The sequence below is a fragment of the Cryobacterium sp. Hz9 genome (genome assembly GCF_004402825.1).
Taxonomy (GTDB): domain Bacteria; phylum Actinomycetota; class Actinomycetes; order Actinomycetales; family Microbacteriaceae; genus Cryobacterium; species Cryobacterium gelidum.
The window spans coordinates 279,025-305,902 of record NZ_SOFC01000014.1 but is presented as its reverse complement, the minus strand read 5'-3'; the positions used below and the strand labels follow the sequence as shown (position 1 = coordinate 305,902).

Sequence of the window (26,878 nt, the reverse complement as noted above, 5' to 3'; positions counted from 1 at the left end):
CAGATCACTAGGGAGCCCGCAATGGCCAACACCCAGAAGTTCGACACGATCGCCATCCACGCTGGTCAGGAATTCGACCCGACCACCGGTGCCGTCATCCCGCCGATCTACCAGACCTCCACCTATGTGCAGGACGGCATCGGCAACCTGCGCGGCGGCTACGAGTACAGCCGTGGCGGCAACCCCACGCGTACCGCGCTGGAGAGCCTGCTCGCCGCGCTCGAGGGTGGTAAACACGGCCTGTCGTTCGCGAGCGGACTTGCCGCGGAGGACACCATTTTGCGCGCAATCCTCCAGCCCGGCGACCACGTCGTGCTCGGCAACGACGTCTACGGCGGAACCCACCGCCTCATCAACAAGGTGCACGCCGCGTGGGGTGTGCAGAACACCACGGTGGAGATGAGCGACCTGGTTGCGGTCGAAGCGGCCATCCGCCTGGAGACAAAAATTCTCTGGGTCGAGACGCCGAGCAATCCGCTCATGAAGATCAGCGACATTGCGGCCCTGGCCGAGATCGCGCATCGCCACGGTGTGGTCGCGATCGTCGACAACACCTTTGCGTCACCGGCGCTGCAGCATCCGCTGGAATTTGGCGCTGACGTGGTCGTGCACTCGACCACGAAATATCTCGGCGGCCACTCCGACGTGCTCGGCGGCGCCCTCATCATCAACGACGACGCGCTGCACGAGAAGGCCCAATTCTTGCAGTTCGCGGCCGGTCCGGTCTCGGCTCCGCTCGACGCCTGGCTCACCGTGCGCGGCATTAAGACGCTCTCGGTGCGGATGGAGCGCCATTGCAAAAACGCGCAGGCCATTGCCGAGTATCTCGATGGACATCCGGCGATCGAGCAGGTTTTCTACCCGGGGCTGCCCGGCCACCCCGGCCACGAGCTGGCCGCAAAGCAGATGTCCGGCTTCGGCGGCATGATCTCCATTGCGTTCGCCGGTGGCGCCGCGGCGGCGCGCGGCTTCGCTGAAGCCACACACCTGTTCCAACTGGCCGAGTCGCTCGGAGGAGTCGAGTCGCTTGTGAACTACCCCTCCGAGATGACGCACGCCTCGGTGCGCGGCACCGAACTCGAGGTGCCCGACAACATCGTGCGCCTGTCGGTCGGCATCGAAGACGTCGATGACCTCATCGCCGATCTCGCGAGCGCTCTGCCCCGCGGATAGCGGGGCCGCGTGGCCGGGCGCGACCGCGGGATGGCGAGCTCAGCCATCCCGCGGTTTGCGCCGACTACGCCCGGGTGACCTCGACCTCGATGACAGCCCAGCACAGCGCGGGGAGCGTGAACCGGAGACGGCTGCCGGTCACGGTCACCCCGGCCAGCGGGGACAGCCCCACCTGTTCGCCGCTCTCGAGGGTGTTGGTGGCAAACCTGTCCTTGCCGTTTGGCACACGCAGTACCTCAGCTCGACTCACGCGTCCGCACACGAAACCAGACAGGGACACGTCCACGTCGGCAGACTCGTCGAGGCCGCGATTGGCGACGAACAGAGCTACCCGGCCGTTGTCTTCGTCCCAGGTGGCGCTCACGTCGACGACGTCTACGTCGCCAAACTTCGCGGATTCGTACTTGTCTGAGTCGACGCTGGCCCGAAGGATCTGCCCACGGGCCAGCTCCGCCATTCTGGCGAAGGGCCAGAAGATGGACTGGCGCCAGGCCGGCCCGTTTTCTTCACTGCGAATCGGCGCGATCACGTTCACGAGCTGGGCCTGATTGGCGATTTTCACGCGGTCGCCATGGCGCAGGAGTGAGTTCAGCAGTGTCCCGACGACGATGGCATCTGTCACGTTGTAGGCATCTTCGATGAGACGCGGATGCTCGCGCCAGCCCTTCGAGACATTATGCGGCTGGTCGTCGGTGTCGAGGCCGCGCTGGTACCAGACGTTCCACTCGTCGAAGGAAAGATTGACGTGCTTGCTGTGCTTGCCGGCCGCACGAACGGCATCCACCGTTGACACGACGGATTCGATGAAATAGTCCATGTCGACTGCCGTGGCGAGAAAACTCTTCACGTCGCCGTCGTCTTCCTGGTAGTAGGCGTGCAGCGACACGTAGTCCACCTCGTCGTAGGCGTGCGTGAGCACGGTGTGCTCCCATTCGCCGAAGGTGGGCATGCTGGAGTGCGAACTTCCAACGGCAACCAGTTCGATGTCTGGATCGACGAAGCGCATGGCTTTGCCGGCTTCCTGAGCCAGCCGACCGTATTCGTGCGCGGTCTTATGCCCGATCTGCCAGGGGCCGTCGAGCTCATTGCCGAGGCACCAGAGCTTGATGTCGAACGGCTCGGCCGAGCCGTTTTGCTTGCGCAGGTCGGAGAGGTACGTGCCGCCGGGGTGGTTGGAGTATTCCACGAGCTCACGGGCAGCATCCACCCCCCGGGTGCCAAGATTGACCGCCTCCATGATCTCGGTCCCGGCGAGTCTGGACCAGTCCACGAATTCGTGCAGGCCGAAGGCGTTGGACTCGACGGTGTGCCAGGCCCCATCAAGCCGGCGCGGGCGCTTGTCGACGGGACCGACGCCGTCCTCCCAGTTATATCCCGAGACGAAATTGCCACCCGGGTAGCGCACGACGGTGGGGCCCAATTCCTTGACGAGTTTGAGAACGTCCTGGCGGAAGCCCTTCTCGTCGGCCTCAGGATGCCCGGGCTCGAAGATTCCGGTGTAAACACAGCGCCCCATGTGCTCGACGAAGGACCCAAACAGGCGACGGGGCACCTCCCCGAGGGTGAAGTCGCGAACGAGGGTGATTCGAGCGTTGGTCATGATTCTCCTATCAATGGTGCGGGTGAAGTCTGAACTGGGTGTGCTGACCTACTGGCCGCCGAGCCCGGTGGTGGCGATGCCCTTGATGATCTGGCGCTGGAAGATGAGGAACACGACAATGAGCGGCAGGGCGGCGAGGATCGCCATCGCCATGTTTTCGGCGTACTGCACGCCGTAGGCGCTCTTGACCGTCTGCAGTCCTACGGGAAGGGTCATCAGTGAGGAGTTGTTCGTCACGATGAATGGCCACAGAAAATTGTTCCAGGCCCCGATGAAGACGAAGATCGATACGGCCGCGAGGATGGGGCGGGACAGCGGCACCACTATCGACCAGAAGATGCGCAGCCGGGACGCGCCGTCCATCCGTGCGGCGTCTTCGAGCTCGATCGGAATCTGGTCGAAGAATTTCTTCAGCACGAACACCATGGCCGGAGCGATGACCTGGGGCAGGATGATGCCCCAGTAGGTGTCCACCAGGTTGAGGGCGAGCATCTGGTAGAACAACGGGATGATGAGAACCTGAGGGGGGATGATGATCGAGGCGATAACCAGCACGAAAATCCAGCGGCGGCCGCTGAAATCGATGCGGGAGAACGCGTAGGCGGCCAGCGCCGAGACGACAACGGTGATCACGGTGATTGCCACGGTGGTGAAGAGGCTGTTGGCCGTCCAGGTGAGCAGGTTTCCTTCGCCCAGCACCTTGAGATAGGCAGCGATGGTGAATCCGCTCTCCGGAAACCACGACACCGGTGTCGAGCCGGCATCCGTCTCGGTCTTCAGCGACGTGACGACCGCCCAGACAAAGGGCAGCAGCCAGCCGAGAGCCAGCACGGCAAGGATGGCGAAAGCCACGACGGAGGACGCCGATGTTCTTGTGGGCACCGTCCGACGGCGTGATGGAATCGCGCGCTCAACGATGTCGGACGGGACGAGCAGCTGAGCGGTCATGAGCGGGCTCCCTTTCGGAACACGAACTGCGCGATGGACACGATGACGATGATGGCGAAGAAGATGTACGAAATCGCCGACGAGTAGCCGAAGCGGTAGCCGGTGAATCCGACCTCGAATATGTACTCGACCGTTGACCGGGTGGCACCACCGGGACCTCCACCGGTCATCTGATAGACCTGATCGAAGACCTTGAGGGACGCGAGCACCTGCAGGATGACGATCAGCATGGTCGTGGGTGCCAGTTGGGGAATCGTGATGGAGAACAGCTGACGCCACTTGCCCGCGCCGTCGAGTGCGGCTGCCTCGTATTGCTGTTCGGGAATGTTCTGTAAGGCGGCGAGGTAGAGCAGAAAATTGAAGCCCACCGTCCACCACACCGTGGTGACCACGATCGCGATCATGGCCCAGTCGGTGTCCTGTAGCCACGCCACCGGGGTCGCCCCGAAGAGTCCGGTCAGGGCGTTCACGAGTCCGAGTTGGGGGTTGTACAGCCACACCCAGAACAGCGAGACCACACTCGAGGCGAGCAGGTAGGGCATGAAGAAAGCGAGCCGCCAGATCCACTGGCCGGGAAGGCCGAGGTTGACGAGCACCGCCATGGCGAGAGCGACGAGCACGAGTGGCACCGTGCTCAGCACGGTAAACCACAGGGTGTTGCCCATGGAACGCCACATGTCGGGGTCGCCGAGCGCCTCGGAGTAGTTGGCGAAGCCGACGAGTCCTCCGCCGGCCCCGGTGAGGGACTGCCCGGTGAAGCTGAGATAGAAACCCCAGGCCAGCGGCGTCACGAGGAAGAGGACGAACACGACGGCGAACGGGGCGAGAAAAGCCCAGCCCACCGTGTTTTCCCGCCGGCGAGAGCGGGGCATGCGCGGGACTGCGTTCGCGATGGTCTGCACGGATACCTCGGCGCGGGGTGGTGCGACAACCTCAGTCATGATCGGCTCCCTCGTTGCCCGGTTGATGAGTCACGAATAGATGTTTCGGTGGTACCAGGGTTGGTCGCGGTGTTCATCATCGGACCGGGTTCGGCTTGGACAGCAGCACGTTGAGGCGCCGCACGAATCCCTGGAAGCCCGCTCTGGCATCCGTCTTGTTGAGCAGGACGGACTGCACGTTCTCCGCGAAGAAATTCTGAAAATCGGAACCCGAACCGGTGAACCACGCCTGCGGGTCGTAGTTCAGATTCTCCGCCGCCATCGCGTAGTGCGCCTGCGGGATCAGCTCGGCGTAGCCGGGGCCGTCGACGACGGGCAAGTAGGCCGGAATATGGCCGGCCTGTGCCCAGCTGATCGAGTTCTTCAGTACGTTCGACACGAACAGGTACACTTCTTCGCGCCTGGCGGGGTCAGGGTTGTCCTGATGCGGCAGAACAAAAGTATGCGAGTCTGCGTAGACGGCCGGAGTGCCGAAGAGTGTGGGGATCGGCGTCGCGTCCATCGGTACGTTGGCTGCCGTCATGGTGGGCAACTCCCAGACGCCACTGAAGAAGAGCCCACTCTCGCCGTTGACGAATTCGGCCAGGGCCGTGGCATAGTCGCCACTCGCCGTGGCGATTGTGTCGTCGAGCAGGGTCTGCATGAATTCGAGGGACGTGACCGCGGCGTCTTCGTCGACCTCGACGTTTTCGCCCGGTGTGAGGGTCATATCGGCCCCCTGCTGCTTGTAGAAAGTGTAAAAGAGACGCCACATCTGTGCGCCGTCGCCGAGATAGCCGTAGGACAATCCATGCTTGCCGGTGACGACCTGCATCTTCCGGGCGACGTCCACGAACTGCTCGGGGGAGTCGATGTCGATCAGCTGGCCGTCGGGGCCGAGCACACCGGCTGCGGCAGCGATCTCGGTGTTGTACATCAAGATGAACGGATGCGCGTCGAGCGCGACGGAGAACAACTCGCCGCCGCTGAAGCATGCTTCCCAGATCGGTGCCGGGAAGCTGTCTTCGGTGATGCCGTAATGGGCCAGCACATCCAGGTCCCAGGGGTCGAGCAGCCCCCCGGGTGCGTAGCCGGGGAGGCGCGAGGCGTGCATGACCGCTACGTCGGGAGCGCGGCCTCCGGCCGAGGCCATCGCGAGCTTCGTATAGTACGGCGTGCCCCAGGTCAGCACGGTCTGCGTCACGTGAAAGCCCGGGTTGTCGGCGTTTGCCTCGTCGACGAGGCCCGCCATTTTGATGCCGTCGCCGCCGGTGAGCAGGTGCCAAAACGCCAACTGTTCCGCGCCGGATTGACCGGCGGTGGCGGCGCATCCACTGAGGCCAGTGGCCAGGAAGGCGCCCCCGAAAAGCGCCGCGCTGCCAGCGAGAACGCTGCGACGGGTGAGCACTCCGGTGCTTCCGATCGGTACCCGTGCTGGTGTCATTGATCACTCCTTTGTGAGGTGGCCCCAGCATTACATCGTTGTAATGAAAGAGCAAGAAGTTTTTCTTGGATACCGGGGGAGTGAAACCTCAGGCTGGTGTTCGCACGCGGGTGCTTGCTCGAGCCACAACGGTGTGAGCGATCGTCACGCGGGTCGGGGGCGCGTCGGGGCTGCCCATGCGCTGCACCAGAAGTGCGAGCGCGCGCTCGGCGAATTCACGTTTGTCAAAGCTCACCGTCGTCAGCGGCGGTGTGGCGAACTGTCCGTCGGCGATGTCATCGAATCCGGCGACCGACACGTCGCCCGGCACCGGGATTCCCGCGGTCCACAGGGCGCTCATCGTGCCGATGGCCATGGAATCGGTGAAGCAGAAGAACGCATCGGGCGCCGGGTTCACCCTTAAGAATTCGGTCACCGCCTCGGAAGCTGCTCGCGGCGACCACTCGTGACAGGAGATCTCCAGAAGGGGATCCGGATCGATGGCCGCGGCGCGGAGTGCCTCCCGGTAGCCGCGCTGGCGCAGGTCGGCCGTGGCGGTCTGGAAGGCTGGGCCGGGGGATCCGACGATCGCAATGCGTCGATGCCCGAGCTCGATCAGGTGCCTCGTCATGTCCCGCGCGGCGGCGACGCTGTCCACCCAGACCTGATCGTTGCGCTGCTGCTCGACTTCTCCGATCATGACGAGTGGCGGCAGAGAGCCATCGTCAACCAATTGGCTTTCCTGAATGGTGATCGGGTTCAGGATGACGCCGTCGACGAGGTGCGCCCTGGCCCGCGATACAAGGCTGAGTGCGCGGCCCGGGCGTTCGGCCGTCTCCTCGAACTGCACGCCCCAGCCCTGTTCGTGCGCCACTTCCACGAAAAAATGCGACATCTCTGCCGAGTACGGGGTGCCCAGATCCGGCATGGCAAGAGCGATGACCCCCGTGCGGCCGTTCCGGAGCCCGCGGGCGCTCAGGTTGGGAACGTAACCGAGCTCGATGATCGCCGACTCGACTCGGCTCCGGGTTTCCGGCGCGACGAACACGACGCCGTTCATGACGTTTGACACGGTCTTGGGCGATACACCCGCGAGGGCCGCGACGTCTTTGACCGTTGGGCGCATAGCTGAAGGCTAACCCAAACGCGATGCGACCCCTCGTTTGGTCAGGCGGTTCAGGCTGAATCGTGGCTAGAGCGCACTGATGCTCCACGACGCCTTGGACGTCTCGCCGGGCCGGATAGAGATCAGGTCGATCGTGGAGTTGAAGGCGTCCGGTGGGCAGGTCATGGGTTCTACGGCAAGCCCACGCCGTGATTGCGCCGGGTCGGGAAGGTCTGCGGTGTGAATCTGCACCCACGGGCAGTCGGTGCCCCAGGTCATCGCGACCCCGGAGCCGGAGGGATCAAGCAGTCGGACCGTCGCGGTATCCGAACCATCCCGCACGAGAGCGGTGAAGGCGTGATCGATCGCCGTCCCGGCGATGGGCCGCGGCGTCCGAAAGTCGTAGGCCCCATTCGATTCAGTTTCAACGCGTCGGATGCCGGCGGGCGTGAGGCGATCTTCGGTGACGGTCATCACTTCGCCGGCGGGGAGCTGCAGGGTCCAGTCGTCGACGCGACCAGGACCAGCGACCAGGTAGGGGTGCGGTCCGGTTCCAAACGGCGCTCGTTCTGCCCCCAGGTTGGTCGCCGAGACCGTCGTTGTGAGTCCACGCTCGCTGATCGTGAACGTCACTTCAAGCGCCAGACGAAAGGGGTAGCCGTCCTGCGGCTCGATCATGGCACCGAGTGTGACGGCACGGTCGGTCTGACGCACGGCCGGGAAGTCCAGCCAGCAGACCAGTCCGTGCAGGGCGTGCCCCCTGTCCGGTTCGTTGAGCGGAAGGCGGTATGCGACGCCGTCGTGGGTGTAGCGGCCGTCCACTATCCGGTTGGGCCAGGGGGCCAGGGTCGCGCCTCGATAGTTCGGTCGCAGGGAATCCGCTTCGAATGGAACGATGAGGTCTCGCCCGTCGTATTGAAGCGTTCTGACACTGGCCCCAATGCTCGCGATCACCGCCGAGTAGCCGGAATGGGCGATGGTGAACTGGGTACCAGACCGGGGGCGATCGCGAACGGTCGCCTGGGTCTGGTCAAGGGTGGTGTCGGTGTTCATGACGTTGTGACTCCTGTGTTCGTTTCGGGCTGTGGGGCCGGCGGTTCCGGTTGCAGAACGGCCAGACCGGCCTCACGCAGGGGGGCGAGCGCAGCGGTGGCGGCGGCGGCATCCGTTATCAGTAAGTGGAACGAACGGAGAGACCCGACCTGGCCGAGGTGGACCTGGCCGAGCTTGGAGGCGTCGGCCACAACGATGGAGCGGGTCGCCGCGGCGAGCATGTGCTTCTTGATGCCCGCCTCTGGCAGGTTGATGTTGGTGACGCCGGCTTCGGCGTGCACGCCATTGCAGCCGATGAAGGCGAGGTCGGCATGTACCTGGCTGAGCACGGTAGCGGCGAGCGGCTCGACGAGGGAGTGCTGACGCGGGCGCAGAGATCCCCCGGTAACGATCACGGTGAACCGCGGGATGGCCGGTTCAAGCTCGAGCGCGATGCTCAGCCCATTGGTGATGATGACGACGTCGGTGAGGTCCAATCGAGTCACCAGGGCGCGGGCGATCGCGAGAGTGGTCGTGCCAACGTCAAGGATTACGCTCTGCCCGTTCGAGACGAGGCCGGCCGCGAGGGCGCCGATCTGTTGTTTCGGCACCACGGATGCTGCCAGTGCCTGTTCGAAGGACGATTCACGCGGGGGGCGCTCCGCGTGGTCGCGCCGCTGCACGACTACCGCCCCGCCGTGTACCCGTTGCACCGTGCCGTCAGCTTCCAGCGCGTCGAGATCGGACCGGGCGGTGACAGCGGAGACCCCGAAGGTCTCGCGGAGTTCGCTGACCCGCACGAAACCGCGCTCGTCGATGAGTCGGTGGATCTGCTCCCGCCTGACCGGCCCGGGCAGCGCGTCGCGGTCACTCGACGCTGCAGGGGGGTGGGCGCGAGCCGTCGACGGCGATGCGGTTGGCTCAACAGAAGTCATCCATCCATCTTCGCTTAGTTATATATTTCTTTCAATACGAAAGTAGTAGTTTCTATTGAGACAATCCGTTATCGTGGGGATCGCCATGACACACGCAGACTTCGTCGCCGATACCGGCATCGCCCGCCAGCGCCACACCCTTGCCGATGGGCGTGACCTCATCTACTTCGACGACCCAGACACCAAGCTTCCCAAGCACAGGGCCCCCGACCTGCGGGAGCTCGATCCGCGCCCCGTTACCGCCCGTATGCGGCAGGATCCACTGAGCGCGGAGTGGGTGTCAATCGCGGCAGCCCGGCAGAACCGGGTGTTCCTGCCGCCCGCCAACCTCGATCCACTCGCTCCGTCCACTCCGGAGAATCCGTCCGAGGTGCCCAGCAATTACGACGTGGCCGTCTTCGAGAACAAAACACCGTCCTTCGGCCCGTTACTAACGGATCCCGACGCTCCCATCGACCTCACGGACCTGTCGACGATTGGGCTGGGACGCACCCGCACGTCCGTCGGACGCTGTGAAGTCGTCTGCTTCAGTCCCGAGAGCGAAGGCTCGTTTGCCAGCCTGTCGGTCACCCGTGCCCGTACCGTGATCGAGGCCTGGGCCGAGCGCACGCACGCACTGTCGAACCTGCCCGGCATCGAGCAGGTCTTCCCCTTCGAGAACCGTGGTGAGGCCATCGGTGTGACCCTGCGGCATCCACACGGGCAGATCTACGCCTACCCCTACGTCACGCCCCGCACCCAGCGGGTAATTTCCTCGCTCGAGTCCTACGGACCCACGTTGTTCGCGGACATTCTGGCGCACGAGCAGTCCGGTGAACGCATCATCGTGCAGGGCGCGCACTGGACCGCTTTTGTGCCCTTCGCAGCGCGCTGGCCCATTGAGGTGCACATGCTCCCGCATCGCCACGTTCCGGATTTTGCGGCCACGACCCTCGCCGAGCGCGACGAGCTTGCGGTTCTGTACCGACGTCTGCTTCGTGGGATCGATGCCATTTACACGACGCCGACGCCGTACATCGCGGCGTGGCATCAGGCCCCCGTTCACGCTCGGCGGTCTGAGATCAGGCTGATGCTGCAGGTGACGAGCCCCCGTCGTGCGGAGGACAGGCTGAAGTACCTGGCCGGGTCGGAAGCAGCGATGGGGGCCTGGATCGGTGATGTCACCCCCGAACAGGCGGCGACCACGATTCGCGCGGCGATCGATCGAGCCGATGCAGCGGATGCATCCGCGTCCGGCTCCGCCACGCCTAATCGTCCCGACTCGACATTCCCGACCACCCGTGAGGTATTTGAGCATGCATGACCTGACCCGCACCGCGCTCGCCGGATTCAAAGCCCGATACGACTATCCGGCCGCCGGGCTCTGGTCGGCTCCCGGGCGGGTGAACCTGATCGGTGAGCACACCGACTACAACGAAGGTTTCGTCCTTCCCTTCGCGATTGACCGGCGAACGATCGTCGCGCTTGCGCCCCGCGAAGATCGACTGATTCGAGTCGCAAGTTCCTTCGCCGAGGAGGCCGTCGAACTCGGCCTGGACGAGCTCGTTCCCGAGAATTTGCACGACTGGTCGGCCTATCCGCTCGGCGTTGCCTGGGCGCTCGGCCAGGTCGGCACTCCGCTCGACGCCGTGACCGGATTCGACGCCTACATCGTTTCCGATGTACCGATCGGAGCTGGCCTGTCGTCGTCCGCCGCGATCGAAAGCGCCGTCGCCGTCGCGCTCAACGACCTGTGGCGCCTTGGCCTCGATCAGCGCGCCCTCGCCCGAGCTGGCCAGCTGGCCGAAAATAGGGTTGTTGGCGCGCCGACGGGCATCATGGACCAGTCCGCGTCGCTGTTCGGCAGCCCCGACGCCGCCGTGTTCCTCGACTGCAGAACCCTGGTATCCGAGGTTATTCCGCTCGGCTTCGACTCGGTCAACCTCGATCTGCTGATCATCGACACCCGGGTGAGCCATGCCCACTCGACCGGCGGCTACGCCTCACGTCGGGCATCCTGCGAAGTCGGTGCGCGCCTCATGGGTGTGTCATCCCTGCGCGACTTGACCCTGAACGATCTCGATCGGGCCTCCGACGTGCTTGATGACGAGACATTTCGCCGGGTGCGGCACATCGTGACCGAGAACCAGCGCGTGCTCGACACCGTGCAGACACTCCGCGAGCAGGGACCGGCCCAGATCGGCGCGTTACTGGATGCCTCCCACCTGTCGATGCGGGACGACTTTGAAATCTCGGTCCCCGAACTTGATCTCGCCGTCGAAACCGCCCGCGCAGCCGGCGCGATCGGCGCGCGGATGACCGGGGGCGGCTTCGGCGGCGCCGCGATCGCCCTCACCCCCCGCGACGTTCTTCCGACCGTGATGGCCGCTGTCAGCGCCGCCTTCGCCGGCCACGGCTACGCGGCGCCGGTCATGTTCGTGGTGCGGGCGGCGGGTGGGGCGCACCGCGAGCAATAGCCACCGGGATGCTCTTCAACCGGCGGATCCGCGCGGCGAATGGCGCACGATTGCACGATTGTGACTGTCACATCCGGCGGCGATCGGGGCATAATGAGAGTGGATCACAATTGTGACCGCTCACATCTCAGCAGGGTCTTGTCGTGTCGATTGAAGTACCCAAGGCGCGCGCGCCGAGCATCCGTGACGTCGCGCGCGTCGCCGAGGTCTCCTACCAGACCGTGTCTCGGGTGCTCAACGACCACCCGAGCATTCGGGATTCCACCAGGGCTCGCGTCGTGCAGGCTATGAAGGACTTGAACTACCGCCCGAACAGGGCTGCCCGAGACCTCTCGCGGGGGCGTTCGCGCACCATCGGGGTGCTGTCAGCCTCGAGTGCCGAATACGGCCCGGCGAGCAGTATCGCGGCGATTCAGGACGCCGGCCGTGACGCCGGATACCTCGTGAATATTGCGAATATCGCCGGGGACAAACCCGAATCTATCCAGGGCGCCCTCGATCACCTGCTGAACCAGGGCGTTGAGGGCATTGTCGTGATCGCCCCGCAGGAACGCGTCTTCGCCGTTCTGCAGCGGTTGTCGATCGACGTGCCATTTGTGACGCTGCAATCCGACGGCAACCGCGGGAACCGCACGCTTTTCGTCGACCAGATAGCCGGAGCACGGTTGGCCACCCGCCACCTCATCCAACTGGGTCACCGCCGCATCTTTCATCTGGCGGGCCCACAGAATTGGATCGAGGCCGAAGCCCGGATGCACGGGTTCCTGGCAGAAATGGGAGCCAGGGATGTTCCTACCACGGCTCCCATTCTCGGCGACTGGACCGCCAACTTCGGCTACCAGGTCGGTCGGGAACTGCTGCGAGTGCGTGACTTCACCGCGATATTCTCCTCCAACGATCAGATGGCGCTCGGGCTTATGCACGCGCTGCACGACGCGGGATTGAGCATCCCGGGCGACGTGAGCATTGTGGGCTTCGACGACATCCCGGAAGCTGCGCACTTCTGGCCGCCGCTGACGACGGTGCGGCAGGACTTCGCCGAGCTGGGACGCCGGTGCATCGCCGTCTTGCTGTCCGAGATCGCTGGAGAAGGCGCAGTGCATCCCGACACGCTTGTTCCCGAGCTGATCGTGCGTTCGTCCACGGCGGCTCCGTCGTTCTGAGGCCAAGCTCGTGCCCTGGGCAGGTTTCGCGTTCACTTCCGGACGAATATCTCCGTTACGGAAACGTAACGTCGCGTACTTGACACGCGAATCCTGTCTTCCGGTACTATGAAAACCTAGATGTGAACGGTCACATTCCTGGGACAGCCTCAACCGGCACCGGCGACGAGTCGCCATCGTCGGAACATCAGAGCACACCGGGAACGGGATCGAACACAGCACGGCCATCGACAAGGGAGTCACATTCGTGAGTAGTGAGCAGGTGTCCGGCGAGCACGAATCGTACGTGATCGGCGTCGACTACGGCACCCTCTCCGGCCGGGCCGTTGTCGTTCGTGTGTCGGATGGCGTCGAATTGGGCTCTGCTGTTCTTGATTACCCGCACGCCGTGATGGACACGACGCTCACCGCGACCGCGACCTCTTTGCCGCCCGAGTGGGCTCTGCAGGTACCCCAGGATTACGTCGCCGTGCTTCAGAGCGCCGTTCCCGCCGCTGTTCGTAACGCGGGAATTGACCCCACCCGCGTTATCGGCATCGGCACCGATTTCACGGCCTGCACGATGGTGCCGGTGATCAGTGATGGCACCCCCCTGTGCGAGTTGCCCGAATATACGGCCCGCCCGCACGCCTACGTGAAGCTGTGGAAGCACCACGCGGCCCAGTCGCAGGCTGACCGCATCAACGACCTCGCCTTCGAGCGCGGCGAGAGCTGGCTGCCGCGTTACGGGGGCCTCATCTCGAGCGAGTGGGAATTCGCGAAGGGTCTGCAGCTGCTGGAGGAAGACCCCGAGCTGTACGCCCGAATGGACCACTGGGTCGAAGCGGCGGACTGGATCGTCTGGCAGCTCACCGGCGAGTACGTGCGCAATGCCTGCACGGCCGGTTACAAAGGGATCCTGCAGGATGGTGCGTATCCGAGCGAAGAGTTTCTGGGCGCATTAGATCCTGCTTTTGCCCGGTTTGCCGTGGACAAGGTGGCGCACCGGATTGGCCAGCTCGGCGCATCCGCTGGCACCCTCACGGCCGTTGCCGCCGCGTGGACCGGTCTGCCGGAAGGTATCGCGGTGGCCGTGGGCAATGTGGACGCGCACGTGACTGCCCCGGCAGCGCAGGCCGTGAATCCCGGCCAGATGGTCGCCATCATGGGCACCAGTACCTGCCACGTCATGAACTCCGACCGCCTCGCCGAGGTTCCCGGCATGTGCGGCGTCGTTGACGGCGGCATTGTCAGCGGGCTCTATGGCTACGAGGCCGGCCAGAGTGGCGTGGGGGACATTTTCGCCTGGTACGTGCGTACCCAGGTTCCCGCGCGGTACCACGACGAGGCGGCAGCGGCCGGCCAGAGCGTGCACCAGTACCTGACCGACCTGGCCAAGGATCAGCCTGTCGGCGGGCACGGGCTCGTCGCACTCGACTGGCACAGCGGTAACCGCTCGGTACTGGTCGACCACGAACTGTCCGGCCTGGTCGTGGGTACGACGCTCACGACCCGCACGGAAGAGGTCTACCGAGCCCTCCTGGAGGCGACGGCCTTCGGCACCCGCACCATTGTAGAGACCTTCCAGGACTCCGGCGTGCCGGTCACCGAGTTCATCGTGGCGGGCGGACTGCTGAAGAACGCGTTCCTGATGCAGACCTACAGCGACATCCTGCGCTTGCCGATCTCGACCATCGCAAGCGACCAGGGCCCGGCTCTCGGCTCCGCAATCCACGCCGCCGTCGCGGCGGGGGCCTACCCAGACGTGCGCGCCGCTGGCGAGAAGATGGGCAAACTCAATAAGAACGTGTACCTGCCCAACGAGGCGGCGGCATCCGCTTATGACCTGCTCTATGCGGAGTACACGCAGCTGCACGACTACTTCGGTCGCGGCGAGAACGATGTGATGCACCGGCTGAAGGCGTTGAAGCGTAACGCAGCTGCTGCAGCGGATGCCACGGCCCCCGCAAACCTGCCGGTGCTCTCATGAGCACCTTCGGGCCTCAGATCGAGGTCGCGATCGCCCGCGTGCGGGCCGACATCGCCCTGCTCCACGGCGAGCTCGTCAGGAACGCCCTCGTCGTCTGGACCGGCGGCAACGTTTCTGGTCGGGTGCCAGGAGCCGACCTGTTCGTGATCAAGCCCAGCGGTGTCGACTACGCCGACCTGGCGCCCGAGAACATGATCCTGTGCGACCTCGACGGACAGGTCATTCTCGGCACACCGGGAAGTGAACGTTCCCCCTCGAGCGACACCGCAGCCCACGCGTACGTGTACCGGCACATGCCGGACGTCGGCGGCGTCGTGCACACGCACTCCACCTACGCCACAGCGTGGGCCGCGCGAAGCGAAGCGATTCCGTGCGTGATCACGGCGATGGCCGACGAATTCGGTGGCCCGGTACCGGTGGGTCCGTTCGCCATTATCGGTGACGACTCCATCGGGCGGGGCATCGTGGAGACCCTGAGCGGGCATCGCTCCCGCGCGGTGCTGATGGCGAACCATGGCCCGTTCACGATTGGCAGGGACGCCCGCGACGCGGTGAAGGCCGCTGTCATGGTCGAAGATGTCGCTCGCACCGTGCACCTGGCCCGTACGGGTGGGCCGCTCGTCGCTATTCCGCAGTCGGCAGTTGATTCCCTGTTCGACCGGTACCAGAACGTCTACGGACAAGCGCCCCAAGGAGAACTTCAGTAATGGCTGCCCTCAAGACCACCCTCGACCACGTCGAGGTCTGGTTCCTCACCGGAAGCCAGAACCTCTATGGCGAAGAAACCCTCCGCCAGGTAGCTGAGCAGAGCCAGAAAATCGCCCGAGCCCTCGATGCGTCGAGTGATGTCCCGGTGAAGATCGTCTGGAAGCCCGTGCTGACGGGCTCCGAGTCCATCCGCCGCGCCGCCCTCGACGCGAACGCCGACGACTCCGTGATCGGCCTCATCGCCTGGATGCACACCTTCTCACCGGCGAAGATGTGGATTGCCGGCCTCGACGCGCTCACCAAGCCGCTGTTGCACCTGCACACACAGGCAAATGTGGAACTGCCCTGGGCTGAGATCGACTTCGACTTCATGAACCTCAACCAGGCAGCCCACGGTGACCGGGAGTTCGGCTACATTCAGACGCGCCTCGGTGTGACCCGCAAGACCGTTGTCGGCCACGTGTCGAACCCGGCCGTGTCGGGCAGTATCGGATCCTGGACCCGTGCCGCCGCGGGCTGGGCCGCGAGCCGCAGCATGAAGCTTGCCCGGTTCGGCGACAACATGCGTTACGTGGCCGTGACCGAGGGTGATAAAACCGAGGCCGAGTTGCGCTTCGGAGTGCAGGTCAATACCTGGCCCGTCAACGAACTGGCCGAGGTCGTCGACTCCGTCTCCGACGCCGAGATCGATGCGCTCGTGGCTGAATATGCAGAGCTGTATGACGTGGCACCCGAGCTGCGCGATGGCGGGGACCGCCATGCGTCGCTTCGCTACGGTGCCGCGCAGGAACTCGGCCTGCTGTCTTTTCTCGAAGAAGGCGGATTTGGCGCGTTCACGACGAGTTTCGAAGACCTGGGCGCGCTGCGACAACTGCCCGGGCTGGCCGTGCAGCGCCTGATGGCGCAGGGTTACGGTTTCGGAGCGGAGGGCGACTGGAAGACCGCCGTGCTTGTGCGTGTCGCCAACGTTATGGGTGCTGGCCTGCCCGGCGGTGCCAGCCTGATGGAGGACTACACCTACGACCTCACGCCAGGGGCGGAGCTCATCCTCGGGGCCCACATGCTCGAGGTGAACCCGGCACTCTCATCGGCCAGGGCGAGCCTGGAGATCCACCCGCTCGGCATCGGGGGCCGGGAAGACCCCGTGCGCCTGGTGTTCACGGCGGATGCCGGGCCTGCCGTGGTCGTAGCCATGAGCGACATGCGCGACCGCTTCCGTCTGGTCGCGAACGTCGTCCAGGTTGTCGAGCCGACTCAGGCCCTCCCGAAGCTGCCCGTGGGGCGCGCAGTCTGGCGCCCCGAACCCGACTTCGCCACCTCCGCGGCCGCCTGGCTGACCGCCGGCGCCGCCCACCACACCGTGATGTCGACATCCGTCGGTATCGAGGTGTTCCACGATTTCGCCGAGATCGCTCGCACCGAGCTTCTCGTGATCGATAAGACCACCACCCTGCGCGATTTTAGCCGCGAAGTGCGTTGGAATCAGTCCTACTACCGACTGGCGCAAGGCATGTAACCGTTTCACATTCTGCAATTCACATCAATGACGATAAAGATCGAAAGGAAACACAGTGAAAAAGAACGTATTCTTCGCCGTCGTGGCCGCGGGTGCCCTCGTGGTATCGATGGCAGCCTGCTCCTCGGGTGGCGGCTCCGCCGGTACCGCCGGCAGCGGCGACAAGGGCCTGATCGGCGTGGCCATGCCGACAAAGAGTTCCGAACGTTGGATCGCGGACGGCAACGCCGTGAAGAGCCAGCTGGAAGAACAGGGATTCACCGTCGACCTGCAGTATGCCGAGGACGACATCCCCATGCAGGTTTCGCAAATTGAGAACATGATCACCAAGGGAGCGGAAGCCCTGATCGTGGCCTCGATCGACGGCACGACGCTCACCAGCGTGCTGCAGGATGCTGCTGATGCAGACATTCCGGTAATCGCCTACGACCGACTCATTCGCGACACCGAGAACGTCAACTACTACGCATCCTTCGACAACTTCAAGGTCGGACAGCAGCAGGCCTGGTCGGTTCTGAACGGCCTTGGCCTCGTCGAACTCGACGGCACTGCCATTGAGGGCGCGCCCGCTGGTCCGTTCAACCTGGAGCTGTTCGCCGGTTCGCTCGATGACAACAACGCTTTCTTCTTCTTCAACGGTGCCATGGATGTCTTTCAGCCGCTGATCGACGACGGCGTGCTCGTGGTCAAGAGCAACCAGACCGACATCGAGCAGGTTGCAACCCTGCGCTGGGCTGGAGAAGAAGCTCAGGCTCGGATGGAGGACCTTCTCACCGCTCAGTACTCGGACGGCACCGTGGTCAACGCCATCCTGTCCCCGTACGACGGTATCTCCCGTGGCATCATCTCGGCACTCGAGGGCTCGGGCTACACCGTGGGAGACGGCTGGCCCGTCATCTCCGGCCAGGACGCCGAGATCGACTCGGTGAAGGCGATCAACTCGGGTGAGCAGTACGGCACCATCTTCAAGGACACCCGCGAACTCGCAGCTGTGGCCGTGGACATGGCCGTCGCCCTGCTCAACGGCGAAGAACCAGAGATCAACAACACCAAGGACTACGACAACGGAGTGAAGGTCGTTCCGTCGTTCCTGCTCGACTCGGCGATCGTGGTCAAAGACAACATCCCAGCCCTGCTTATCGACTCTGGTTACTGGACCGAAGCCGAAATCAAGGGCTAATTTCCACCCCGTTCCACCCTGTTTCACACTCTGCACAACGGTCGGTGGGGTAGTTGTACCCCACCGACCGTTCTGCCATCTAGATTTTCTGCCGGCTGCCGAGATCGCGGTTTCTTGCGAGATCGCTTCCGGTATCGACCATTCACAAGAGGAATGAAGAAGGTGCTCACGTGACCACGAACATCCTTGAGATGCGCGGCATCACCAAGACGTTTCCCGGCGTAAAAGCACTCTCCGCGGTGACGCTCGACGTCGGTCGTGGCGAGGTGCACGCCATTTGCGGCGAAAACGGTGCCGGAAAATCAACCCTGATGAAGGTGCTCAGCGGCGTCTACCCACACGGTACCTACACGGGAGACATCGTCTTCGAGGACGAGATCGTTGAGTTCAAGAGCATCAGCGACTCCGAGGCCAAAGGGATCGTGATCATCCACCAGGAGCTCGCCCTCAGCCCCTACCTCTCCATTGCAGAGAATATCTTTCTGAACAACGAGCAACGAGGCGCGTTGGGTCTTATCGACTGGAACGAAACCAACTTAGAGGCTGCGAAGCTTCTTGCACGCGTGGGGTTGAAAGAAAACCCGACGACCCGCATCATGGACATCGGTGTCGGCAAGCAGCAGCTCGTCGAAATCGCCAAAGCCCTCTCCAAACGGGTGAAACTGCTGATTCTGGACGAGCCAACGGCGGCGCTCAACGATGACGACTCCGACCACCTGCTCGACCTCATTCTGCACCTCAAGGGCCAGGGCATCACCTCGATCATCATTAGCCACAAGCTCAACGAGATCAAGAAAGTCTCCGACTCCGTCACGGTCATTCGAGACGGCCGGGCCATCGAGACCATCGCCAAGGACGATGTCACCGAAGAGCGCATCATCAAGGACATGGTTGGTCGGGACCTCGAACACCGCTACCCGGATCACACCCCCGACATCGGGGCGGAGATTCTCCGGGTGGAGGACTGGACCGCCTTCCACCCGCAAGACACGACCCGCATGATGGTCGACCACGTCAACCTCAACGTGCGCGCCGGGGAGATCGTGGGGATTGCCGGACTCATGGGAGCTGGCCGCACCGAATTCGCGATGAGTTTGTTTGGGCGCTCGTATGGCAGCCGGATCAGCGGCAAGGTTTTCAAGCACGGCGTGGAGATCAGGACCCGCACCGTGACCGAAGCCATCGACAACGGCCTGGCCTACGCGACCGAGGACCGCAAGACCTTCGGTCTCAACTTGATCGAGGACATCAAGCGCAACATTTCGATGGCGGCGCTCCACCGACTAGTGCGAAACGGCCTCGTGAACGACAACGAGGAGTATCAGGTCGCCAACGAATATCGCGCCAGCATGAACATCAAGGCTCCAAACGTGCTCGTGAAGACCGGCAAGCTCTCCGGTGGCAACCAGCAGAAGGTGGTGTTGTCGAAGTGGATCTATTCCAACCCCGACGTGCTGATTCTTGACGAGCCGACCCGCGGTATTGACGTCGGGGCGAAATATGAAATCTACACGATCATCAACAAACTCGCCGCGGCCGGCAAGGGCGTGATCGTCATCTCCTCGGAACTGCCGGAACTGCTCGGAATCTGCGACCGAATTTACACCCTGGCCGAGGGCGCCATCACCGGGGAATTCCCGATTGAGAGCGCCACCCCGGAGACTCTCATCAAGCACATGACCATGGAAAAGGCCCGCTAGCGCCGGCGCTAGCGGAAAAGGAGAAACCCAATGAGTGACCAAGAGACCACGCCGGCCACGGGAGGCGTGGTCAACCCGAGGGAGAACAAGACTGCTTCCTGGCTGAGCCACGTACTGGCCGACCTCGGAAAGAACGGTATTTTCATTGCCCTCGTTCTGGTGGTGGTGTTGTTCACTTTCCTGACCGACGGCATCCTTTTGCGCCCGCAAAATATCTCCAACTTGATCGTGCAGAACGGCTATATCCTCGTTCTCGCGATTGGGATGGTGATGGTGATCGTCGCGGGCCACATCGACCTGTCGGTCGGATCGGTGGCGGCCTTCGTCGGTGCGTGTTCCGGTGTCTTTGCCGTGCAGTGGGGCTTGCCGTGGTGGCTTGCCATCATCATGTCCCTCGGCATCGGCGCGCTCGTGGGCGTCTGGCAAGGCTTCTGGATCGCCTACGTGGGTATCCCGGCCTTCATCGTGACCCTGGCCGGAATGCTGATCTTCCGTGGCCTCGCACTCGTTGTGCTGGGAAACTCGAATATCGGCTCCTTCCCGGCAGAGTACCGCGCGCTCGGCAACGGCTTCCTCACTGACGTGTTCGGCGAGTTCGACCTCGATCCGCTCACCCTCGGGGTCGGCGTGATCGCCGTGATCGCCTTGATCGTGCAGCAGGTGCGTACGCGCCTCGGTCGGGCCAAGTACGGCCAGGAGGTCGAGCCTCTCGTTTGGTTCGTAGCCAAGCTCGTACTCATCACCGCGGCGCTCGGCTTCTTCGCGTACGCCCTGGCCAGCTACAAGGGCATCCCGGTGACACTGATCGTGCTCGCCGTGCTCGTGCTGATCTACGGCGTGGTCATGAACCGCACGGTATTCGGTCGTCACATCTACGCGATCGGTGGCAACCGCCACGCGGCGGAACTCTCGGGTATCAAGAACCGCAAGGTGGACTTCTACCTGTTCGTGAACATGGGAATTCTCGCCGCCCTCGCGGGCCTCATCTTCACCGCCCGCCTCAACCTGGCCGGACCGAAAGCTGGTGACGGTTTCGAACTCGAGGCCATCTCCGCTGCATTCATTGGCGGTGCGGCCGTGCAGGGCGGTATCGGTACTGTCGGCGGCGCCATCATCGGCGGCTTGATCATCGGCGTGCTCAACAACGGCATGTCGATTCTCGGCATCGGCATCGAGTGGCAGCAGGCAGTGAAGGGCCTCGTATTGCTTCTCGCTGTGGCCTTCGACGTCTACAACAAGCGCCGCTCCGGCGGTCGCTGACCGCACTGCACGAGCCGCGTCAGACGCAGAACAGGCCGGAACGCATGAGCGTTACGGCCTGTTCTGGTCGCAGCGGCTAGTCGCGGGAAAACGCCGCGGCGCGCTGGATCTGGTCGGGGGTCGGCCGGATGCCCGTGTAGAGAACGAACTGCTCCTCTGCCTGTAGCGCCACGACTTCGGCGCCGGTGATGATGGGCTTGCCTGCTGCACGAGCAACGCGAATGAGCTGCGTTTCCGAAGGGGAGGCGACGACATCGAAGACCACCAGCGCAGCCGCAATGGTTTCGGTGCGAAAGGACAAGCGCGCTTCATCGGGCGCCATTCCCCGCGGGGTGACGTTGACCAGGAGGTCAGCTGTCAGAGCACCGACCCGTGGTGCCCAGGCGTAGCCGTAGAGAGCGGCGAGAGCTTGTCCGGTCACCTCGTTGCGCGCGACGATCGTGCCGTTTCGAAATCCCGTGTCGCGTAGTGCGGCCGTGACGGCCTTGGCCATGCCGCCGCTGCCGCGAACCAGAACCGAAAGCTCGGGGGAGATGTCGTGCTGGGCAAGTAACCGGCGAACAGCGGTGTAATCGGTGTTGTAGGCCCGCAGTCGACCGTTGTCGTTCACGATGGTGTTTACCGAGTCGATGGCCTGCGCCGAGGCATCCATCTCGTCGACGAGGGCAATCACGTCTTCCTTGTACGGCATCGACACCGCACAACCGCGGATACCCAGCCCGCGAACGCCCGCGATGGCATCGGCAAGATCGACAGGGGCGAACGCCTTGTAGATGTAGTTCAGACCGAGTTCCTCATAGAGATAATTGTGGAACCGGGTGCCGATATTGCTGGGCCGGGCCGACAGCGAGATGCACAGGGTCATGTCTTTGTTGAGAATGGGCATGGCTCTAGTGTGGCGCGGTCCAATCTTTCATTTGACGTGACCGGCACTGACTTCCGGCTCCTGTTATTCAAGCGTTACTAAGAAATCTTGACAGTGGTAAGCAGCAAGGCCACCATTTAGTACGCTGTGAACGGTCACAATTTTGCGCTACCTGAGGAGCAACCAATGGCGGCTGAACACGTAATTCTTGAGATGCGCTCCATCACCAAGGAATTTCCCGGTGTGAAAGCGCTGTCCGATGTGTCGCTCACCGTCCTGGCCGGAGAGATCCACGCGATCTGCGGCGAGAACGGTGCCGGCAAGTCCACGCTCATGAAGGTGCTCTCCGGGGTTTACCCATACGGCTCGTACTCGGGCGACATCATCTTCCAGGGCGCCGAGATGCGGTTCAAAGACATCCGCTCGAGCGAAGCCGCGGGCATCGCTATCATTCACCAGGAACTTGCGCTCATTCCGGAGCTCTCGATCACCGAGAACATCTTCCTGGGCAATGAGCCCACCAAGTGGGGTGCCATCGACTGGGTTGGCGCCAAGCGCACAGCCTACGAACTGCTCGCCAGGGTTGGCCTGCGTGACGATCCGGACACACAGGTCAAGAACATCGGTGTCGGCAAGCAGCAGCTGGTTGAGATCGCCAAGGCGCTCAACAAATCGGTCAAGGTGCTCATCCTTGACGAGCCAACCGCTGCGCTCAACGAGGCAGACTCCCAGCACCTGCTCGACCTCATCCGCGGACTCAAGGGCAAGGGCATCAGTTCGATCATGATCTCGCACAAGCTCAATGAGATCGAGCAGATCGCCGACTCGATCACGATCATTCGTGACGGCCGCGCGATCGAGACCCTCGATATCGCCGCCGACGGCGTCAATGAAGACCGCATCATTCGCGGAATGGTCGGACGCAGCCTGGAGGGTCGGTTTCCCGACCGCACTCCACAGATCGGCGAGGTGTTCTTCGAGGTGCGCGATTGGACCGTGCAGCACCCGCAGGTATCCGAGCGGATGGTCGTGAAAGGGTCCACCCTCACCGTGCGCACCGGTGAGATCGTCGGCATTGCCGGGCTAATGGGTGCCGGGCGCACGGAGCTCGCCATGAGTATCTTCGGCCGCTCCTACGGCAACTTCATCTCGGGCCGCATCTTCAAAGACGGCAAGGAGATCGTGCTGCGCAACGTGGGCGAGGCGATCGAGCACGGCCTCGCCTATGTCAGTGAGGACCGCAAAGCACTCGGGCTCAACCTGCTCGACGATATCAAGCGCTCCGTCGTCTCGGCCAAGCTCTCGAAGATCTCGGCCGGACCGGTGGTGAACGACGCCAAGGAGTACTCGATCGCCGAGGAGTACCGCAAAAACCTTCGCATCAAGACCCCCAACGTTGAGATGGGGGTGAGCAAGCTGTCTGGTGGTAACCAGCAAAAGGTGGTGTTGGCCAAATGGATGTTCACCGACCCCGACATCCTGATTCTGGACGAACCCACCCGCGGCATCGATGTCGGGGCCAAATACGAGATCTACGGGATCATCCAGGCCCTGGCCGCCCAGGGCAAGGGCGTGATCCTGATCTCGTCTGAGTTGCCGGAGTTGCTCGGCCTGGCCGACCGCATCTACACAATCTTCGAAGGCGCCATCACCGACTGCATTGACGGCGCAGACGCCGACCCGGAAACCCTGATGAAAAGCATGACCTCTGCCAAGAAGAAGGTGCGCAGCATATGAGCGGCAACACAACCACGACCGAGAAACGCAAGTCGATCTTCGGCAGTAATGTTCGTCAGTTCGGCATTCTCTTCAGCCTGATCGCCATCATTGCGCTGTTTCAGATTTTGACCGGTGGGCTCACGCTCTCTCCGGGCAACCTGATCAACCTGGTGAGCCAGTACTCCTACATTTTGATCCTGGCCATCGGCATGGTCATGGTGATCATCGCCGGTCACATTGACCTATCGGTTGGATCGGTTGCAGCGTTCGCCGGCATCGTGGTGGCCACGTCTATGTCGCAGTGGAACTTCCCCTGGCCACTGGCGCTGCTTTTCGGCCTCCTGGTTGGCGCAGCGATCGGGGCCTGGCAAGGATTCTGGGTGGCCTACATCGGCGTGCCAGCCTTCATCGTCACCCTGGCTGGCATGCTCATTTTCCGTGGTGGTAACCAATTTTTCGGTAACGCCAACACGGTGCCCGTTCCAGAGGGCTTCACCGTAATCGGTGCCGGATACCTGCCGGAGGTGGGTCCGACCACTGGATACAACAACCTCACTCTGCTGCTCGGATTCGCCATCGCCATCGCCATTGCCGTGCGGGAGTGGCGGGCCAGGCGGGTGCAGAAGACGATGCACTCGGATTCCTCTCCGCTCTGGGCCAGCCTGGTCAAGATCGGACTCCTCGACGCTGTTGTCATCTACGCGACTTTCCTATTCGCTGGCGGCCGGGTGGGCACCAGCTTCCCGGTGTCGGGCATCATCCTCGGCGTGCTCGTGCTGTTCTACAGTTTCGTCACCCGCAACACCATCCTCGGCCGCCACATTTACGCGGTCGGCGGCAACAAACTCGCCGCGGAACTCTCCGGAGTCAACTCACGGCGAGTGGATTTTCTCGTCATGATGAACATGTCGATCCTGTCCGCCCTGGCCGGCATGATCTTCGTAGCCCGGGCCGGGGCATCCGGCCCGCAAGACGGCCTCAGCTGGGAACTCGACGCGATTGCCGCGGTCTTCATCGGTGGCGCCGCGGTGTCGGGCGGGATCGGCACCGTCATCGGTTCCATCGTCGGTGGTTTGGTGATGGCGGTGTTGAATAACGGGCTACAGCTGCTCGGCGTGGGCTCCGACCTGGTGCAGATCATCAAGGGCATGGTGCTGCTGGCGGCCGTTGGAGTGGACGTCTGGAACAAGAGCCAGGGTCGGCCGTCGATTATCGGTCTCCTCACCCGCAAGCGCAAGGTCACCGACCCGTCAACACCGCCGCCCGTGGTGCGACCGGATGCCGGCGCATCGGAGACCTCTCGGCCAGCCGACCTGCCCTCCAACTGAGTGCCCGCGTTCCGTAACGCCACCGGTCTCATGCGTTTTCCCTATTCCCTTCCGCCAAGTCCTGTACATTAACGAACAGAAAGTGATTGACATGCGAAAAATTCTCACGGTCACAGCGATGGCCGCAGTAGCGCTCATGGCGCTCTCCGGCTGCTCGAGCCGAGCGCCCGAGACGGCCGGTGACGGCAGTGCCGCGGTCGGGTTCCCGGCTGACTCCGTCATCGGCGTAGCCCTTCCCTCGAAGACCAGCGAGAACTGGGTTCTCGCTGGGGGGCTGTTCGAGGACGGTCTCAAAGAGGCCGGGTTCAAGGGCGACGTACAGTACGCCGGAGCGTCTACAACGGTGAAAGACCAGCAGGATCAGATGTCGGCCATGGTCACCAACGGAGCCAAGGTCATCATCGTCGGTGCCCAGGACGGCGGCCAGCTCGGCACGCAGGTCAAGGACGCCCATGACGCTGGTGCCATCGTCATCGCCTACGACCGTCTCATCCTGAATACCGATGACGTCGACTACTACGTGGCCTACGACAACTTCAAGGTGGGCGAGTTGCAGGGACAGGCCCTGCTTGACGGTCTCGCGGCGAAAAAGCCCCAGGGTCCGTACAACATCGAATTGTTCTCCGGCAACTCCGCTGATGCCAATGCGCCGGTGTTCTTCAATGGGGCCATGAGCGTGCTGCAGCCGAAGATCGACGACGGAACGCTCGTTGTTGCCTCCGGTCAGACCGACATCAAGCAGACTGCGACCGCCGACTGGAAGCCGGAGAACGCGCAGAGCCGCATGGACTCGCTGCTGACCAGCACCTACGGCAGCCAGGACATCGACGGCGTGCTCTCGCCCAACGACACCCTGGCCCGTGCCATCATCACCTCGGTGAAGGCAGCCGGCAAGGCCATCCCCGTGGTCACCGGTCAGGACTCCGAAGTGGAGTCGGTCAAGTCGATCATGGCCGGTGAGCAGTACTCCACCATCAACAAGGACACCCGCGTTCTCGTGAAGCAGGCCATTGACATGGTCAAGATGCTGCAGACCGGCGGCACTCCCGAGACCAACGACGACACCTACGACAACGGCAACAAGATCGTGCCCGCGTTTCTGCTGCCGCCGGTCATCGTGACGAAGGACAACGCGGCCGAGGCCTACGCCAATGACCCGAAGCTGTCACCGCTGACCAAGTAAGCACGCAGCATCCGCTGACCCAACGGGCCGGTCTCCACAGTCGTGGGGCCGGCCCGTTTTGTCTGTGCTGGCTCACCCGCACGCTCGCAGCCGGCCGGTGCCCGACACGCCGGATGCCATTCCAGAGGAAAAATTGGGTCGTCAGCGATGCCTGTGGATAACTACGCTGGATTCCGCGGAATTCGGGCGGTTTGAAGCCGGGGAGCTGTGCGTAACATGTGGAATGTCGGTGGATAACTACATAATTGTAATTACTGCATGTAGTGGGTCTATCGAACTCGGATCACAAGATGTAGTATTGAGACTCTGGTCAGGCCCTACAGCTTGTCGCCAAAATTGCTCACCGTGCTTCCCGGTTGACGGCGGAATATTCTCGCCAACCGCAAGGTTCTATAGAACATACTTGCGAAGTAGGTCGAACAGATTTACCATTGAACTGCTAATGAGAAAGGCCATAACCATGGCAATCACCGTTTACACGAAGCCCTCCTGCGTGCAGTGCACGGCCACCTACCGTGCCCTCGACAACAAGGGCATCGAGTATGAAGTGCTCGACCTCTCGGTCGATGAAAATGCCCTGGAGGCCGTCAAGGCTCTCGGCTATCTGCAGGCGCCCGTCGTGATCACCGACGAAGAGCACTGGTCGGGTTTTCGTCCCGACAAGATCAACGCACTCGCCGCTCGCCTCGCGTAGG

At 63.1% G+C, this 26,878-nt stretch carries 22 protein-coding genes; 14 read left to right on the top strand and 8 right to left on the bottom strand.

Annotated elements, in window-relative coordinates; translation table 11 throughout:
- Positions 1 to 21 precede the first annotated feature (21 nt).
- Entirely contained in the window at positions 22 to 1,173 is a 1,152-nt protein-coding gene (locus E3N85_RS08205) for a cystathionine gamma-synthase (protein WP_134461894.1), read from the top strand.
- A 64-nt stretch (positions 1,174 to 1,237) separates the two neighbouring features.
- Here the strand turns inward: E3N85_RS08205 and E3N85_RS08200 are convergent, their stop codons facing one another.
- The 7 genes from E3N85_RS08200 to E3N85_RS08170 all read right to left on the bottom strand — a co-directional run bounded on the left by E3N85_RS08200 (position 1,238) and on the right by E3N85_RS08170 (position 9,136).
- Positions 1,238 to 2,773 carry an alpha-N-arabinofuranosidase gene (locus E3N85_RS08200; RefSeq protein ID WP_134461891.1) on the bottom strand — a complete coding sequence of 512 codons (1,536 nt, stop codon included), beginning with the start codon at positions 2,771 to 2,773 and terminating at the stop codon, positions 1,238 to 1,240.
- Between the two features lie 48 nt (positions 2,774 to 2,821).
- On the bottom strand, positions 2,822 to 3,721 hold the full coding sequence (locus tag E3N85_RS08195) for a carbohydrate ABC transporter permease (RefSeq protein ID WP_134461888.1): 900 nt from the start codon (positions 3,719 to 3,721) through the stop codon (positions 2,822 to 2,824).
- Entirely contained in the window at positions 3,718 to 4,593 is an 876-nt protein-coding gene (locus tag E3N85_RS08190; protein ID WP_241978397.1) for a carbohydrate ABC transporter permease, read from the bottom strand. Before E3N85_RS08190 ends, E3N85_RS08195 begins: the two co-directional genes overlap by 4 nt.
- A 145-nt stretch (positions 4,594 to 4,738) precedes the next feature.
- Entirely contained in the window at positions 4,739 to 6,085 is a 1,347-nt protein-coding gene (locus tag E3N85_RS08185; protein ID WP_134461882.1) for an extracellular solute-binding protein, read from the bottom strand.
- An 88-nt stretch (positions 6,086 to 6,173) separates the two neighbouring features.
- Positions 6,174 to 7,190, bottom strand: a complete 1,017-nt coding sequence (locus E3N85_RS08180) for a LacI family DNA-binding transcriptional regulator (protein ID WP_134461879.1) — start codon at positions 7,188 to 7,190, stop codon at positions 6,174 to 6,176.
- Between the two features lie 66 nt (positions 7,191 to 7,256).
- Positions 7,257 to 8,222: an aldose 1-epimerase family protein gene (locus E3N85_RS08175; protein ID WP_134461877.1), complete on the bottom strand. Its 966-nt coding sequence runs from the start codon at positions 8,220 to 8,222 to the stop codon at positions 7,257 to 7,259.
- Positions 8,219 to 9,136: a DeoR/GlpR family DNA-binding transcription regulator gene (locus E3N85_RS08170; protein ID WP_134461874.1), complete on the bottom strand. Its 918-nt coding sequence runs from the start codon at positions 9,134 to 9,136 to the stop codon at positions 8,219 to 8,221. The genes E3N85_RS08175 and E3N85_RS08170 overlap by 4 nt, the downstream gene beginning before the upstream one ends.
- An 85-nt stretch (positions 9,137 to 9,221) precedes the next feature.
- Between E3N85_RS08170 and galT the strand changes: the two genes are divergently transcribed.
- The 9 genes from galT (at position 9,222) to mmsB (E3N85_RS08125) (ending at position 21,088) form a co-directional block, all read left to right on the top strand.
- Positions 9,222 to 10,439: a galactose-1-phosphate uridylyltransferase gene (gene galT, locus E3N85_RS08165; protein ID WP_134461871.1), complete on the top strand. Its 1,218-nt coding sequence runs from the start codon at positions 9,222 to 9,224 to the stop codon at positions 10,437 to 10,439.
- The gene (gene galK, locus E3N85_RS08160) at positions 10,432 to 11,592 is read left to right on the top strand and encodes a galactokinase (RefSeq protein WP_134461868.1); all 1,161 of its coding nucleotides are present in this window, start codon (positions 10,432 to 10,434) and stop codon (positions 11,590 to 11,592) included. Before galT ends, galK begins: the two co-directional genes overlap by 8 nt.
- Before the next feature lie 143 nt (positions 11,593 to 11,735).
- Positions 11,736 to 12,755, top strand: a complete 1,020-nt coding sequence (locus E3N85_RS08155; RefSeq protein ID WP_134461865.1) for a LacI family DNA-binding transcriptional regulator — start codon at positions 11,736 to 11,738, stop codon at positions 12,753 to 12,755.
- Between the two features lie 247 nt (positions 12,756 to 13,002).
- Positions 13,003 to 14,724, top strand: a complete 1,722-nt coding sequence (araB, locus tag E3N85_RS08150) for a ribulokinase (protein WP_198412075.1) — start codon at positions 13,003 to 13,005, stop codon at positions 14,722 to 14,724.
- Complete coding sequence (locus E3N85_RS08145) at positions 14,721 to 15,431, top strand: L-ribulose-5-phosphate 4-epimerase (protein WP_134461859.1); 711 nt, start codon at positions 14,721 to 14,723, stop codon at positions 15,429 to 15,431. Before araB ends, E3N85_RS08145 begins: the two co-directional genes overlap by 4 nt.
- Positions 15,431 to 16,948 carry an L-arabinose isomerase gene (gene araA / locus E3N85_RS08140; RefSeq protein ID WP_134461856.1) on the top strand — a complete coding sequence of 506 codons (1,518 nt, stop codon included), beginning with the start codon at positions 15,431 to 15,433 and terminating at the stop codon, positions 16,946 to 16,948. The genes E3N85_RS08145 and araA overlap by 1 nt, the downstream gene beginning before the upstream one ends.
- A gap of 55 nt (positions 16,949 to 17,003) precedes the next feature.
- Positions 17,004 to 18,128, top strand: coding sequence for a multiple monosaccharide ABC transporter substrate-binding protein (gene chvE, locus E3N85_RS08135; RefSeq protein WP_277612660.1), 1,125 nt, complete (start codon positions 17,004 to 17,006; stop codon positions 18,126 to 18,128).
- Between the two features lie 170 nt (positions 18,129 to 18,298).
- A complete protein-coding gene (gene mmsA, locus E3N85_RS08130) occupies positions 18,299 to 19,828 on the top strand; it encodes a multiple monosaccharide ABC transporter ATP-binding protein (protein ID WP_134461853.1) in 1,530 nt (509 codons plus the stop codon).
- A 30-nt stretch (positions 19,829 to 19,858) separates the two neighbouring features.
- Complete coding sequence (mmsB, locus tag E3N85_RS08125) at positions 19,859 to 21,088, top strand: multiple monosaccharide ABC transporter permease (protein WP_104196801.1); 1,230 nt, start codon at positions 19,859 to 19,861, stop codon at positions 21,086 to 21,088.
- Positions 21,089 to 21,164: 76 nt separating this feature from the next.
- Here the strand turns inward: mmsB (E3N85_RS08125) and E3N85_RS08120 are convergent, their stop codons facing one another.
- Positions 21,165 to 21,974: a shikimate 5-dehydrogenase gene (locus tag E3N85_RS08120; RefSeq protein WP_134461850.1), complete on the bottom strand. Its 810-nt coding sequence runs from the start codon at positions 21,972 to 21,974 to the stop codon at positions 21,165 to 21,167.
- A 165-nt stretch (positions 21,975 to 22,139) separates the two neighbouring features.
- On the opposite strand from E3N85_RS08120, the gene mmsA (E3N85_RS08115) reads away from it, so the two are divergent.
- The 4 genes from mmsA (E3N85_RS08115) to nrdH all read left to right on the top strand — a co-directional run bounded on the left by mmsA (E3N85_RS08115) (position 22,140) and on the right by nrdH (position 26,877).
- Positions 22,140 to 23,690, top strand: a complete 1,551-nt coding sequence (gene mmsA / locus E3N85_RS08115) for a multiple monosaccharide ABC transporter ATP-binding protein (RefSeq protein WP_134461847.1) — start codon at positions 22,140 to 22,142, stop codon at positions 23,688 to 23,690.
- Positions 23,687 to 25,000: a multiple monosaccharide ABC transporter permease gene (gene mmsB / locus E3N85_RS08110; protein ID WP_134461844.1), complete on the top strand. Its 1,314-nt coding sequence runs from the start codon at positions 23,687 to 23,689 to the stop codon at positions 24,998 to 25,000. Before mmsA (E3N85_RS08115) ends, mmsB (E3N85_RS08110) begins: the two co-directional genes overlap by 4 nt.
- 91 nt (positions 25,001 to 25,091) lie before the next feature.
- Complete coding sequence (locus tag E3N85_RS08105; protein WP_134461841.1) at positions 25,092 to 26,183, top strand: sugar-binding protein; 1,092 nt, start codon at positions 25,092 to 25,094, stop codon at positions 26,181 to 26,183.
- Positions 26,184 to 26,643: 460 nt separating this feature from the next.
- Positions 26,644 to 26,877, top strand: coding sequence for a glutaredoxin-like protein NrdH (nrdH, locus tag E3N85_RS08100; protein ID WP_035880942.1), 234 nt, complete (start codon positions 26,644 to 26,646; stop codon positions 26,875 to 26,877).
- Position 26,878 lies beyond the last annotated feature (1 nt).